The 13,035-nt window shown below is 64.4% G+C and carries 13 protein-coding genes; 6 read left to right on the forward strand and 7 right to left on the reverse strand.

Features of this window, described 5'->3' with window-relative positions; translation table 11 throughout:
* The first annotated feature begins 120 nt into the window (after positions 1-120).
* Positions 121-1,203: an FUSC family protein gene (locus tag AC1DQR_RS16790; RefSeq protein ID WP_416053318.1), complete on the forward strand. Its 1,083-nt coding sequence runs from the start codon at positions 121-123 to the stop codon at positions 1,201-1,203.
* 94 nt (positions 1,204-1,297) lie between these two features.
* On the opposite strand, the gene AC1DQR_RS16795 is transcribed toward AC1DQR_RS16790, so the two are convergent.
* The gene (locus AC1DQR_RS16795; RefSeq protein ID WP_416050985.1) at positions 1,298-2,119 is read right to left on the reverse strand and encodes a CPBP family intramembrane glutamic endopeptidase; all 822 of its coding nucleotides are present in this window, start codon (positions 2,117-2,119) and stop codon (positions 1,298-1,300) included.
* Between the two features lie 294 nt (positions 2,120-2,413).
* On the opposite strand from AC1DQR_RS16795, the gene AC1DQR_RS16800 reads away from it, so the two are divergent.
* The 3 genes from AC1DQR_RS16800 (at position 2,414) to AC1DQR_RS16810 (ending at position 6,262) form a co-directional block, all read left to right on the forward strand.
* Entirely contained in the window at positions 2,414-2,701 is a 288-nt protein-coding gene (locus AC1DQR_RS16800; protein WP_416050984.1) for a hypothetical protein, read from the forward strand.
* 452 nt (positions 2,702-3,153) lie between these two features.
* Positions 3,154-5,733, forward strand: coding sequence for a penicillin acylase family protein (locus tag AC1DQR_RS16805; RefSeq protein WP_477133391.1), 2,580 nt, complete (start codon positions 3,154-3,156; stop codon positions 5,731-5,733).
* Positions 5,734-6,145: 412 nt separating this feature from the next.
* Positions 6,146-6,262 (forward strand): winged helix-turn-helix domain-containing protein, encoded by a 117-nt coding sequence (locus AC1DQR_RS16810; protein WP_477133409.1) that lies wholly within the window; start codon positions 6,146-6,148, stop codon positions 6,260-6,262.
* An 87-nt stretch (positions 6,263-6,349) separates the two neighbouring features.
* On the opposite strand, the gene AC1DQR_RS16815 is transcribed toward AC1DQR_RS16810, so the two are convergent.
* From AC1DQR_RS16815 to AC1DQR_RS16830, 4 genes are all read right to left on the reverse strand, one after another.
* The gene (locus AC1DQR_RS16815) at positions 6,350-7,441 is read right to left on the reverse strand and encodes a porin (RefSeq protein WP_477133392.1); all 1,092 of its coding nucleotides are present in this window, start codon (positions 7,439-7,441) and stop codon (positions 6,350-6,352) included.
* A 166-nt stretch (positions 7,442-7,607) separates the two neighbouring features.
* Positions 7,608-8,384, reverse strand: a complete 777-nt coding sequence (locus AC1DQR_RS16820) for an enoyl-CoA hydratase (protein WP_253931641.1) — start codon at positions 8,382-8,384, stop codon at positions 7,608-7,610.
* A 9-nt stretch (positions 8,385-8,393) separates the two neighbouring features.
* Positions 8,394-9,365: a Bug family tripartite tricarboxylate transporter substrate binding protein gene (locus tag AC1DQR_RS16825; RefSeq protein ID WP_477133393.1), complete on the reverse strand. Its 972-nt coding sequence runs from the start codon at positions 9,363-9,365 to the stop codon at positions 8,394-8,396.
* Between the two features lie 45 nt (positions 9,366-9,410).
* Complete coding sequence (locus AC1DQR_RS16830) at positions 9,411-10,592, reverse strand: CaiB/BaiF CoA transferase family protein (RefSeq protein ID WP_416050980.1); 1,182 nt, start codon at positions 10,590-10,592, stop codon at positions 9,411-9,413.
* A 316-nt stretch (positions 10,593-10,908) separates the two neighbouring features.
* Between AC1DQR_RS16830 and AC1DQR_RS16835 the strand changes: the two genes are divergently transcribed.
* Positions 10,909-11,334: a phasin family protein gene (locus AC1DQR_RS16835; protein WP_150984274.1), complete on the forward strand. Its 426-nt coding sequence runs from the start codon at positions 10,909-10,911 to the stop codon at positions 11,332-11,334.
* Positions 11,335-11,493: 159 nt separating this feature from the next.
* Positions 11,494-11,640 carry a DUF3096 domain-containing protein gene (locus AC1DQR_RS16840; RefSeq protein WP_477133394.1) on the forward strand — a complete coding sequence of 49 codons (147 nt, stop codon included), beginning with the start codon at positions 11,494-11,496 and terminating at the stop codon, positions 11,638-11,640.
* A 193-nt stretch (positions 11,641-11,833) separates the two neighbouring features.
* Here the strand turns inward: AC1DQR_RS16840 and phaP are convergent, their stop codons facing one another.
* Together phaP and AC1DQR_RS16850 are read right to left on the reverse strand one after the other, a co-directional pair.
* On the reverse strand, positions 11,834-12,394 hold the full coding sequence (gene phaP, locus AC1DQR_RS16845; protein ID WP_416050979.1) for a TIGR01841 family phasin: 561 nt from the start codon (positions 12,392-12,394) through the stop codon (positions 11,834-11,836).
* Positions 12,395-12,692: 298 nt separating this feature from the next.
* A complete protein-coding gene (locus AC1DQR_RS16850) occupies positions 12,693-13,019 on the reverse strand; it encodes a putative quinol monooxygenase (protein WP_416050978.1) in 327 nt (108 codons plus the stop codon).
* Positions 13,020-13,035 lie beyond the last annotated feature (16 nt).

Genomic DNA, 13,035 nt, shown 5'->3' on the forward strand with positions numbered 1-13,035 from the left:
GCCAGCGTGCCCGGGCCCCGGTTGCCTTACGGTGAAAGGCGGAGGACACTAGCGTACTTTGCCGGTGCCAGCCGGGCGACTGCGCCCAGCGCCGCTTCGCTGTCAGCCAGGTCGCCGATGATGCTGCCAAGAATCACCCGTCTGCTCGCGCGCGTCCATCCGGTGCTGCGGCGTGTGCTGCGCCCGGTGCTGGATCCGGCGCGCCGCTACCGCCATGCCAAGGTGATTCATGCCGCCAGGGTAGCGCTTGGCCTGCTGACGTCCATTGCGCTGACCACGGGCATCCACCTGCCTCATGGCGAATGGGCGTCAATCACGCTGCTGGTGGTCATCGGCGGCCTGCAGCACCACGGCAATATCCGCAAGAAGGCGGCCGAGCGTGCGCTCGGCACGCTGATCGGCGCGGGCGCGGGGCTGGTGATCATCCTGCAGCAATCGTATTTGCACGCGCCCTTGCTCAGCTACGCGCTGATCGTGATCGCTTGCGCCATCTGTGCGTATCACGCGATCGGCAAGGGTGGCTACGTGGCGCTGCTCTCTGCCATTACCATCTTTATCGTCGCCGGCCATGGCGAGAACGCCATTGCGGACGGCCTCTGGCGCGCGGCGGATGTGCTGATCGGCATCGCGATCGCGCTGCTGTTCTCCTTCGCGCTGCCCCTGCACGCCACCTATACGTGGCGCTACAAGCTAGCCGAGGCCCTGCGCAGTTGCGCCAGGATGCACACGGCCATCGTCAACGACGCGGGCTTCGACCGGGCCGTGCTGCAGCGGGCCATGGTGCTGCAAGGCAGCTTGCTGGTACAACTGCGATCGCTGATGCCGTCGGTGGCCAAGGAGATCAATGTATCGATGGAGCAGCTCGAAGCCATCCAGCATGGCATGCGCGTGTGCATCAGCTTGCTGGAAGTGCTCGCGGCCACGCGCCCGCGCGTTGACGACGAAGAAGACAAGGCATTCGTGCGCGACCATCTTGCCGAAGAAAACCGCCGCGTCTGCGCCATGCTGATCGGCATGGCGCGTGCGCTGACCCATGGCGTGGTGACGCGCCTGGCCCCGCGCGGTAGTTGTTCGCTCGCGCAAGTCGCGGGCACCGCCGCGCCGCAATGGGCTGGCTATATCTCGCTGACGCTGCGCTTGTCCGACGAGTTCGACGACCTCAGGCAGCGTCTGGCGGCCATCGCGGATCGCTGGAACATTTAAGCCCGCTTTGGTGTTCAACGGTTGCCTCGAGGCGAGGGATGAAGTTTGCCCGGGCGCTGGCCTCGTGGATTGCCTGCAAGGAGGAAGCGGGCTGTCAGGATTGGCCTTCGGCCGCACCCGCGCCACGCGGGTACCACAGCAGCCGGCGCAGCATCCAGGCCCCGGCCAGCCCCAATGGTACGGCTAACGCCCACACGCCGAGCGGCGCTTCCAGCGCCGTGCTTTCCGGCGCCATCGCGGCTGAGATCATGACGCCGGTGTTCAGGCCCGCATGCAGGACGATGCCAGGCCAGAGCGAACGTGTGCGGCAATAGAGCGCCGCCGCGAACAGCCCGATGGCGAACGCAATCACGAACTGGTAGATGTTCAGGTGCGCCACGCCGAAGACGAAGGCCGAATACACGGTGGCATCGGCACGCGCGTACCGACGGAGCATGCCGCGCAGCAGGATGCCGCGGAAGAACATCTCCTCCACGAACGGCGCGATCACGCACACCAGCACCCAGATGCCAATGCCCCCGCTGGTCATCTCCGTGATCATGCGCGCATCATCGGCGGAAAACGGGAACAGCGCCTCTATGCCGACCATGGCCAGTCCGTCCAGCAGCAGGATCAGCGGCACCATCAGCAGGATCGGCGGGCCCAGCACGCCCAGCGTGGCCGCCACGCTGGCCCGGCCCTCGTGGAACAGCTTGCGATAGCTCAACCCGCTGGCATGCAGCAAGGTGCTGAACACCAGCCCGTAGCAGACCACGCGAATGAGACTGGCAGCGGCCATTGGCTGCATGCCGTTGCGCAGCAAGGCCGGGCGCAGCAACATGGTCAGTATCACCTCGACAAACCAGGCCACGAAGGTGAGCGCGAGCGCCCACTGGAAGGTAATCGGTTGGGTCTGGTCTGGCCGGTTGGAATTCATGGATCGCGAGATCTTTCGGGGCGAAGGGCTTGTTGTAGACGGCCGTCTCCATTAACGGCAGCGGTATCGCGATTCTGTAGAGTCGGCCGCTCGAAAATGACGTGAAAGGCAGGCGCAATAGCCGGACCAGCACGCCACGGGGCGTGCATTGTGGCTTTTCGCCCTCGCACCTGCCAGGTGCTAACAATTGATTACAACCGAGGGAGGCCCGTCGCACTATGCTCCCCGAGCCACAAAAGACGGCGGCCGCCAATACAGCGGCATGCCGTACAACATGAAATGCAGGAAAATCGCATGAACAAGATCTACTCGTTTGCCCTGATGGCGATCGCCACGCTGGCGGCGACCTCGGGAGCCGCCCAGGCGCAGCATGTTGTCGGGGGGATGGGCGAGGAAGTCAGGCTCGGCGTTTTCGGTGGCCGCGCCGACAATTACCTGGGCGGCCGCAGCCTGCCCGACAGCCATGGGCTCACTGCAGCAGGCCGGGACAGGAACCGCACGCGAGCCGTCAACCGGCAAGCAGTGCGCGCCAGTGGCCCACGCGGAAGGACGCCTTCACTTCCCGGCAGAAATTTGCCCTAGGCGTCAGAGCCCCCCTCTTTTCGCCGCTCTGGAGCCCGAGTGCATACCTTAGTGGGCGAGCCGGGAATGACTTCGCAAGCATTCCGCCAGGCGCGCCAGGGTACTGTCGCTTCAACGATGCAAATTGCCGTCTGTCACCGATCCTGGAAGTGACGCTGACGAATCCTGTTGCCGCCCCCACAACTCGGCTAGTTTCCGCACGGTTGCCAAGAGTCGCTTACCAGCGATTCGCCGCTACCTGTACGCGACATCAATGCATGGGCAATCGGCCACTCCGAGGATGCAGTCGCCCTGCCTCACGGGCGCCGCCCCCGCATGCGGAAAATGACAAATGGCAAATGACAGCCGGAGGGAAGTGTTGCAGGGGCAGATGCGCCTTTATTAATTGACCGTCTGGTCGGTTTATTTTAGGATGTGCCGGCGCCATAAAGAACAAAGACCCCGGAGACATCATGACCCTGCGCCCCCGCCTTGCCCGCATTGCGTCGACTGCCGTCATCCTCGCCCTCGGCGGCATCGCGGATATTCCCATTGGTCTTGCGACGGCGCATGCGGCCTCGTCCCGTGCCGCGCAGCAGGTCGTGATCAAGCGTGACGAGTATGGCGTGCCCCATATCTACGCGGACACCGCCTACAAGCTCTTCTATGGCTATGCCTATGCCGTCGCGCAAGACCGGCTGTTCCAGATGGAGATGGCTAAGCGCAGCACGCAAGGAACGGTGGCCGAGGTGCTGGGCGATAAGTTCGTCAAGTTCGACCTGGCAACGCGCGGCAACTACTGGCCCGCGGCGATCGAGCAACAAATCGCGGCCTTGCCGAAGAGGGAGCGCGACATCCTCGATGGCTATGCCGCCGGGATGAATGCGTGGATCGCGCAGGTCCGTGCGCGGCCTGACACCTTGATGCCAAAGCAGTTCAACGATGCGGGCTTCAAGCCGTCAGACTGGAGCGCATTCGACGTGGCGATGGTGTTCGTCGGTACCATGGCGAACCGCTTCTCCGACAGCACCAGCGAGGTGGACAACCTGGCGTTGTTTAGCGCCCTGAAAGACCGGTATGGTGAAGCGCGTGGCATGGATCTGTTCACGCAGTTGAAGTGGCTCGTCAATCCAAAGGCGGTCACCACCATCGCGGCCGGCGAGCGTACTTACCCGATACGGCTTGGCGCCCCGGCAGGCACCGGCGAACTTGCCTACGCATTGCCACGCTACGACGGCCCGCCGCCGATGGCGGAGCGGCCCGCGCGCGGCGACGACGGCATGCTGCTCGCGCTCGACACGCAGGCCAACCGCGACACCGTGTTCGCCCAGTATGCGCAGAGCGGCGCCAACGGCCCTGCCGGCTTCCCGACCACCAGCAATATGTGGGTGATCGGCAAGCAGCGTGCGCGCGGCGCCAAGGCGATCATGCTCAATGGGCCACAGTTTGGCTGGTTCAACCCGGGTTACACCTACGGTATCGGCCTGCATGGCGCGGGCTTCGATATCGTGGGCAATACGCCGTTTGCCTACCCTTGCATCCTGTTTGGCCACAACGGCAAGATCTCATGGGGATCGACTGCCGGCTTTGGCGATGACATCGACATGTTTGCCGAGCGCGTCGACCCCGCTCGGCCTGACTTCTACTGGCACAACGGCAAGTGGGTGCAGATGCAAAAGCGCGCCGAGATCATCCACGTCAAGGATGGCGCGCCCGTGACACTCGACGTCTACCGTACCGTGCACGGCATCGTCATGCAGCGGGACGACGCCACGCACACTGCCTATGCCAAGTCACGTGCCTGGAGCGGAAAGGAAGTGCAGTCGCTCCTGGCGTGGACCCATCAGGCGCAGGCGCATGACTGGAAGAGTTGGACAGCCCAGGCCGCACGACAGGCCCTGACCATCAATTGGTACTACGCGGACCGCCAGGGCAATATCGGATACGCACACACCGGCGCCTATCCGCATCGTCGGACGGGCCACGACCCGCGCCTGCCCGTGCCCGGTACCGGGGAATGGGACTGGCGCGGCGTGCTGCCGTTCTCCACCAACCCGCAGGTCTACAACCCGCGCTCCGGCTATATCGCCAACTGGAACAACTCGCCTGAGCAGGGCTACCCGGCCTCGGATCTGTTTGCCTTCCTGTGGGGCGCGGCGGACCGCAATGTCGAAATCCAGCAGCGCATCGAGGCGCACGCGACGCTCGACAGCGACGATGCCTGGCAGATCCTGAAGGACACCAGCCGCTCGGACCTGAACGTGCGGCACTTCCTGCCGTTCATCCGCAATGCCGCGGCGGCGCTGCCTGCCGATGATCCGCGCCGCCGCCTTGCCGATACGCTGGCGGGCTGGAACGGCATCAACGACGACCCGCGCGACACCGGAAAGTACGCCCAGCCCGGCTCGGCCATCATGAACGCCTGGCTCACGTCGATGCTGGCAAGGACCGTCGTCAAGGCGGTTCCCGCGCCGTTCGACAAGTGGTACATGGCCAGTGGCTACGAGACGACGCAGGATGGGCCCACCGGCTCGCTGAACCTCAGCACGGGCAGCAAGGTTCTTTACGAGGCGTTGCTGGGATCTCGCTCGGCCATTCCCCAGCGCGTGGACCTGTTTGGCGGCGCTGCGCCAGACGATGTCATTCGCGCCGCACTGGGCGACACCTGGGCATCGCTGTCGGCCAAGTACGGGGACGATATCGCCCGCTGGCAACCGCCAGCCGTGATGCTCACCTTCCGCGCGAACAACTTCTTCGGCATTCCGCAGGCGGATGCGGCCGAAGCCATTCGCGTGCCGGAGTACCAGAACCGCGGGACGGAGAATGACCTGATCGTGTTCGGCAGTGCCGCCGCTGCCGGCAAGACGCAGGCATGGGATGTAGTGGCGCCGGGGCAGAGCGGGTTCGTCGCGCCGGATGGCACCCGCTCACCGCACTACAGCGACCAGCTCGCCCTCTATACGGGCTTTGGCCGCAAGCCGCTGCGCCTGGAGGCGGGCGAGGTCGCGCGCCATACGCGCAGCGAGGAAAGGGTCACGGTAGCACCGCGATAGTTCGTGGCTGGCGGCCGGCGCCGGACCCGGTGGCGATGCGATCGATCTGGCCTCGTCATGCCGATGCGCTCGCCACCCGCCAGGATTCAGGGATGGCCGCCGTGTCCCTTCGCCAGCGGCAACATCGGCTGCGCGCCGCTGGCCGGCCCGAGCTGAACTGCCAGTTCAGGTAATCCACCACGGCGATTTCGCTGGTTTTGAAGCGCTTGCTCGGGTCGGTGAAGAAGGCACTGTTCAAGCATCCATTGGGGGTTGCAGGCCCGTCGCTGCCAACCTGGCCGGTACAAACGGGAACATTGTTCTCCTTCATGTACCAAGCCTCGACCGCGTAAAGACCATCGCGGTCACGCCGCGCGAATCTCGCCTGCTCAGCGAGGTCTGGGGCCCTTCGCATCAGGGCGATGCGCATTATCTGCGCGTCGCCATCGTCAGCCTGCGCAAGAAGTTGAGTCACGCCGGCGGGCAGCCACACATCATCCGCACCGTGCCAAAACTTGGGTATGTGCTTGATCAAGACAAGAGGCAATAATGACATGGGAACCCTCACTGTCGGTCATGCGCCCGGTGGCGAACAGACCGGCGATGCCGACACAGCCCCGACTGCAGGAAAAACGGCTCAGAACCGATGCCGCATGCCCACAATCGCCCCCACCTGGCTCTGCCCGGCGCCGACTTGTTCCGTGGTACTCACCAGCGTTGTCGCATTGGCATTCAGCGACGGCCCGAACCCGGACAATCCCATCGCAGACCCATCGCGGTTCTTCGCGTAAGCGAGGATCGTGTAGAGATCGGTACGCTTGGACAGTGCGTAGGTGCCGGATAACACAAAGCTCAGCGGATCGGCCGACGTGTTGCGCACGTCGGTGTAGTACGCAGCGCCGGTCAGCGAAATGGCTGGCGTGGCCCGGTACTGCACGCCGGCCCAGTAGAGGTTGGTGCGCAGGGAACTGGTGGTGAAGTCGCCACGGTAGTAGCGGTAGCCCGCCAGCACCTTGACCGACGAGAAGGCATAGGCCGCGGCCACGGCGGCGCGGCGCTCGCGGTTGTCCTGCAGCGTGACCGTGCTGCCGCGGACTTCGTCGTAGGCCACGCGCGCGGACAGGGGGCCGCTGGCGTAGCCCACGCTGGCGCTCCATTCCCGTCCCGCCTTGGATGCGCCGGCGATTTCGCCGCCGGCGGTGCTGTCGTAGCCGGTGCTGTAGAGCAGGCCGTAGTAGATGCCGCCAGTGGTGCCGGTGAACTTGATGGCGTTGTCCGCGCGGCCGGACATCCACTTGTCGTGCATCAGCAGGGAGTAGCGGGTCGAGATGACCATGGGGTCGAACGCCGACGAGAGATCGTACAGCAGCGTCTGTTGGCGGCCGAGGGTCAGCGTGCCGTACTGGGCCTGCAGGCCGGCGAAGGCCTGGCGGCCGAACAGGCGGCCACCCTGGTTGACCTTGCCGGTGTCGAGGTCGAAGCCGTTCTCCAGTACGAATACGCCCTTGAGGCCGTTGCCCAGGTCTTCCGTGCCACGCAGGCCGAAGCGCGAGGTAGAGAGGTTGCCGGTGGACATGCGCACCGTGGAGTCACTGCCGCCGGTGGCGTTGGGCACGTGGCTCAGGTATTCGATGCCGGCATCGACCACGCCGTAAAGCGTGATACTGCCTTGCGCCATTGCGGCGCCGGGAATGAGCGGCAACAGCGCCAGCCATGCACGAGATTTCATTGCGTTGATTTCCTTATGATTTGCGACGCCCCAAGGGCTCGGGCATCGCAGCGGCGTCAATGTAGCCTCATAAGGACAATGCAAAAAAGGGAGTTCCCGGAACAAACTGTTCCTGCCGGCGAACAGTCCGTCCTGGCTCCCTTGGCCCCTTTTTCCCGCTTACCGCTTACCGCTTGCGCTGCAAGAACTCATTCATGTACCGCTGCGGCTCCCCGGTCTCGAAGGCACTGCCAAACTCCGCCACGCTGTTGTTGATGGACACATCCAGCGGCGCCTCTTCCCACTCGCGCAACAGCCGCTTTTGCTGGCGCACCACGGCAGGGCCGAAGCCGGCCAGCAGCGTGGCGAGGCGTTCGATCTCGGCGTCCAGTTCGGCTAGCGGCACCACCTTGCTCACCAGGCCCCAGGCCAGCGCTTCGCGCGCGTCGGAGATCTCGCCGGTCAGCAGCATCCACGCGGCGCGGGCGTTGCCGATCAGGCGGGGCATCAGCGCGGCGTGGATGACCGACGGAATGCCGACCTTGACCTCGGGCATGCCGACGTGGGTGTTGTCCGCGGCGACGCGGATGTCGCAGGCCAGCGCGAGTTCCAGGCCGCCGCCCAGGCACCAGCCGGGCATGCGCGCGATCACCGGCACGGGGAAGTGGCGCAGCGCATCGCACAGGCCACGCAGGCCACTGATGAAGCGCTGCGCGCTGTCACGGGTCAGGGCGGCCATCTCCTTGATGTCGGCGCCGCCGATAAAGCCCTTTTCTCCGGCGCCTTGCACGATCAGCACGCGGATCTCGTCCCGGGCCGCGAGCTCGGCCACGGCCTGGGTCAGTGCGGCGATGACCGGCGTGCTCAGGATATTGAGCGAGCCGGCCTCGCGGATGGTGAGGGTGGCGATGCCGAGCGCATTGATCTCGATGCCGGCGTATTGCTTGTTATCTGCTTGGCTCATGGCGTGGTCTCACTGCAGTTTTGTGAAATGGATATCTTCGACGACCTTCTTCCAGTGCGCGTTCTGGCCGCGGATCAGCTCGGCGAATGCCTTGCGCGTCATCGGTGCTGGAATGGCGCCTTGTTTCTCGATGGCGGTGACGACTTCGGGATCGGCCAGCACTTGCCGCACTGCGTCGTTGAGCTTGTCCAGGATAGCCGCCGGCGTGCCGGCGGGCGCGCCCAGGCCGAACCAGGAGGGATTGTTCATGGCCGGCAGGCCAGCCTCGGCATAGGTTGGCAYATTGGGCAGTACTTTGAGCCGCTGCCTGGCCGCCACCGCCAGCGGGCGCAGGCGGTTGCCCTGGATCAGGCTGGAGGAGGAGGGGATGTTGTCGAACACCACCTGGATCTGGCCCGCCACCGCATCGTTGAGCGCGGGACCCAGGCCCTTGTAGGGCACGTGGAGCATCCTGGTGCCAGTCTCGTTCATGAACAGCTCGCCGTTCATATGGCTCAGGCCGCCATTGCCCGAAGATCCGAACGAGTACTTGCCCGGGTTGGCCTTGAGCAGCTTGATGAAGGCGGGCAGGTCGCTGGCCGGGAAGGCGGGGTTGACCACCAGCACGTTGGGCACGTCGGCGAGGTTGCTGATGGGTTCGAAATCCCTGACGGGGTCGTAGGCTGTCTTGGCGTACACGTTTGGGTTGACCGCGTGCGAGCTTTCCACTTCCATGACCAGCGTGTAGCCGTCCGCGGGCTGCTTGGCCGCATAGGCGCTGCCCACGGCGCCGCCCGCGCCAGGGCGGTTTTCCACCACGACGGGCTGCTTGAGCACGGCGCCGAGCCGGGTGCCGACGATGCGCGCGATGATGTCGGTGGTGCCGCCGGCCGCGTAGGGCACGATCAGCTTGATGGGCTTGTCGGGGTAGGCCGAGGCGTGCGCGCCGCTGGCAAGGCTCAGGCCAGCGAGCAGGGTGGTGGCGATGATGCGATTGTTCAAGCGATGTCTCCGGATGGGTTCTCTTTAGGTGTCGGCGCGCAGGTACTAGCTGTCATTACGCCGGCCGTGCTCATCGAGCAGCGGCGGCGGCGCCAGTGCTCGCGTGCCGCTGCCGGCCAGCATGGGGTTGCGGATCATCGGCACGCGGCCAAGCACGGGGTGCTCGGCTTGCTGCACCAGTTGGCGGTGCGCGACCTGCGGATGCGCAAACACTTCTGCCATGGAGTGGATCGGGCCCCATGGCACGCCGGCCGCGTCGAAGGCTTGCGTCCAGCTCTGCCGGTCGCGGGTGGGGAACACGTCGGTGAGCAGCTTGCGCAGCGACGGCAGGTTGGCGATGCGTCCGGAGTTGCTGGCGTAGCGTGGGTCCGTTGCCAGCGCACCGAGGCTGGCCACTTCGCAGAAGCGCGCGAACTGCGCGTCGTTGCCGATGGCAAGGATCAGGTGGCCATCCGCGCAACGGAAGACTTCGTACGGCGCGCAGTTGGGATGCGCATTGCCGCTGCGTTGCGGCGCCTTGCCGGACACCAGGTAGTTGGAGGCCTGGTTGGCATTGAGCGCGACTGCCACGTCGAGCAGGGCGATATCCAGGTATGCGCCTTCGCCGGTGGCGTGACGGCGCAGCAATGCCGCCAGCACCGCCGAGGTGGCATACATGCCGGTGGTCAGATCCACCACCGCCACGCCCGTGCGCAGCGGGCCGGCGCCAGGCTCGCCGTCGGGGTGCCCGGTGTAGCTCATCAGCCCGCCCATGCCCTGGAACACATAGTCGTAGCCGGGCTTGTCGGCCATCGGGCCGCTCTGGCCAAAGCCGGTGATCGACAGGTAGACCAGCCGCGGGTTGAGCGCCTTGAGCGATTCATAGTCCAGGCCGTAGCGGCGCAGCGTCCCAACCTTGTAGTTCTCCACCAGCACATCGGCCTGCAGCGCGAGTTTCCGGATCTGCGTGGCGCCTTCTGGGGTGGCGTAGTCGATGGCCACGGATTGCTTGCCGCGGTTGCAGCAGATGAAGTAGGCGGAGAGGCCAGCCTTGCCATCACCGCCCGCGCTGCCTTCGGGCGGGTGCAAGTAGGGCGGGCCCCAGCCGCGCGTATCGTCGCCATGACCGGGGCGTTCCACCTTTGTGACTTCGGCGCCCAGGTCGGCCAGGTTCTGCGTGCACCATGGGCCGGCCAGTATCCGGGACAAATCCAGCACCTTGATGCCGGCCAGGGCCTGATGAAGCATGGGGTCTCCGCAAGACAATTCGTTATGGTGCGGGCGAGTGTATCGGCGGCCCCCGGGGCGGGCCAGTTCATAGTTTTCAAGGAAGCGTTCGCCGAATTCGAACGGCCTGGTGAAGCCATGGTGAGGGCCGGGGCGGCCTGAAGTGAATTTCGGAGCGCTCGGCTGCAAACGGTGGCGCATTCCCCTCCTAGCGGCGTGCGGTACGCGCTACACTTGAGCTACCGCGCCCGCGATCGAGAGGTGGATCGGGCAGAAGCATCCGGATCCCGGCGCGGCCAGTTTCCTGCTTCACCTACCCCCAGCGAGGAGATGCATCATGTCGACACCGTCCAATCCGTTCACCGATTTCAGCAAGTTGCTCGAGCAGTACAAGCTCCCCGGGGTCGATATGACCTCGGTAATCGAAGCGCGGCGCAAGGATATCGAAGCCATCACGGAGGCCAACAAGGTGGCCTACGAAGGCATGCAGGCACTGGTGCAGAAGCAAACGGAGATCCTGAGCAAGACCATGCAGGAGATCCAGTCGGCGGCGCAAAAGATGACTACCGGCGGCAACCCGGCCGAGGCCATGGCCAAGCAGGGCGAGTTCGTTCAGCAGGGCCTGCAGAAGGCGTTCAACAATATGCGTGAACTGGCGGAAATGGCGCAGAAATCGCAGGCCGAGGCGCTGGCCGTGATTACCAAGCGCGCGGAGCAGAATATCGAAGAGGCGAAAAACCTGATGAAGCCGAAGGGCAAGTAAGCGCGAGCAAGCGCAAGTCCGCGCAAGCGACAAGCCTGTTGCGCACAGCCTCGTCAAGCCCGGATCGCTCCAGATCCTGGCTTGGCGGGCCGCGCCACGGCGTCATGCCAGCGCGTCCATCGCAGTGCATGGATTGCACTGCTGTGAAAGGGATCCATCATGATCGCCATCACGAACGCCAGCCCGCTGATCTCGCTGATCGCGGGCATCCTGATCCTGATCATGCCGYGGTTGCTGAACTACATCGTGGCAATCTACCTGATCATCATCGGCTTGCTAGGGCTGTTTGGCGGGCACCTGCACTAAGAGGCCGTTTCAAAAAGATGCTGGCGTCGTTGCGCGGCCTGCCGTACCACTTGTACTGTCTGCGGCCACGCGCCTAGCCAGAACCGCTTCGCTTTATTTTGAGACAGCCTCTAGGGCGCCCGGCGTAGCCGAAGGCAATGCGCGAATCTCCCGCGCAGCACGGGAAGGCCGCGCTGCGCAGGCGTGCTTCACTTCAAGATGCCTTGACAGCGCGGCGTGCGCTTTGCTGGACTGCGCCAGTCGCGGCCGCGGTCGATGCTTCGATGTTGGACTTCACCGTTTCAGCCGCTTGCTTCGAAGCCTTCTGCACCGATTCGTAGGTGTTGTTGGCGGCGGCAACCGTCTGCTGCAGCAGGGCGGTGATCGCCTCCGATCCGGCCGGCGCATTCTTCACGAACGTATCGACGAAGGTCTGCACGCTACGGCTGTGCTGTTCGTATTGCGCCTCCACCGTCTTGGTGAGCTCGGCCTGCGTGGCCGAGGCAATCTCGTACACATGGCGGGCATACGCAAGCGCCTTGTCGGCTGCCGGCTGCGCGAACTTACCCTGTGCGCTGAAGACATCCTTCAGGTCGCCGCCGGACAAGGCCGCCTGCACGCTCTCCTGGCTCTCCGCCAGGTTCGACTTCACGGCTTGCAGGTTCAGCTCGGCCAGTTTCTGGAAACCGTCGAAAGCCGTATTCGTCAGCGCGAACAAGTTGGCGAAATGGGCTTTCTGGGCTTCAGCGAACTGGTCGGACGAAAAAACGAACATGCGTGTTCTCCTGTGTATCGCCCGGCAGCCGGGTCGACATGCACGGGATGTGCCGTCGCGGCAAGCGGGTCGAATATGAGATTCGGAAAGGCGGTGGTATCACCGATTTGCGCAGTGCACCATCCAAGGGCAGATTCTAGAGCCCTCTATTTGGATAGCCCCTAGGGAGATACCCGAACAAATTGGGTATCTCGCTTGCTGCTGTGCAGCAAGGTCGACATGCGCGTACCCAACTGTGTGGGGGTGCTTTCGGTAGTACCGTGCCTTCCGCCATAAGGGCAATGTCAACTGCCCGAGCTTATGCTGCCGGCTTTTTTTCGAACGCGCGCAGCGGCTTGAGGAATTCCAGCGTGCGCTCGCGCTTGAGCAGCGTCGGCAATGCCTGCTCATACGCTTGCCGATAGGGCCGGCTCAAGTGATGCGTCTGGAAATACGCGGGGCTGCAAGCCCAGGTCTCGTAGAGCACCAGCGTATCGGGGTCTTCGACCGAGCGATGCAGGTAGGTGTTGACGAAATCGGGCTCCTTGGCCATTTGCTCCAGCACTTGCAGCAAGCTGGATTCGAGTTCGTCGCGATGCTCCGGCTTACCCGGCAGGTGGACGATAAAGGCGATGCTTTCGCTCATGGTGTTCAGTGCTCCT

The organism is Cupriavidus sp. 05L411 (assembly GCF_056398045.1).

Excerpts from the sequence above, each read along its gene's own strand:
- AC1DQR_RS16790 (WP_416053318.1), top strand. The coding sequence starts at position 121 with ATGCTGCCAAGAATCACCCGTCTGCTCGCGCGCGTCCATCCGGTGCTG.
- AC1DQR_RS16795 (WP_416050985.1), bottom strand. The coding sequence starts at position 2,119 with ATGAATTCCAACCGGCCAGACCAGACCCAACCGATTACCTTCCAGTGG.
- AC1DQR_RS16800 (WP_416050984.1), top strand. The coding sequence starts at position 2,414 with ATGAACAAGATCTACTCGTTTGCCCTGATGGCGATCGCCACGCTGGCG.
- AC1DQR_RS16805 (WP_477133391.1), top strand. The coding sequence starts at position 3,154 with ATGACCCTGCGCCCCCGCCTTGCCCGCATTGCGTCGACTGCCGTCATC.
- AC1DQR_RS16815 (WP_477133392.1), bottom strand. The coding sequence starts at position 7,441 with ATGAAATCTCGTGCATGGCTGGCGCTGTTGCCGCTCATTCCCGGCGCC.
- AC1DQR_RS16820 (WP_253931641.1), bottom strand. The coding sequence starts at position 8,384 with ATGAGCCAAGCAGATAACAAGCAATACGCCGGCATCGAGATCAATGCG.
- AC1DQR_RS16830 (WP_416050980.1), bottom strand. The coding sequence starts at position 10,592 with ATGCTTCATCAGGCCCTGGCCGGCATCAAGGTGCTGGATTTGTCCCGG.
- AC1DQR_RS16835 (WP_150984274.1), top strand. The coding sequence starts at position 10,909 with ATGTCGACACCGTCCAATCCGTTCACCGATTTCAGCAAGTTGCTCGAG.
- phaP (WP_416050979.1), bottom strand. The coding sequence starts at position 12,394 with ATGTTCGTTTTTTCGTCCGACCAGTTCGCTGAAGCCCAGAAAGCCCAT.
- AC1DQR_RS16850 (WP_416050978.1), bottom strand. The coding sequence starts at position 13,019 with ATGAGCGAAAGCATCGCCTTTATCGTCCACCTGCCGGGTAAGCCGGAG.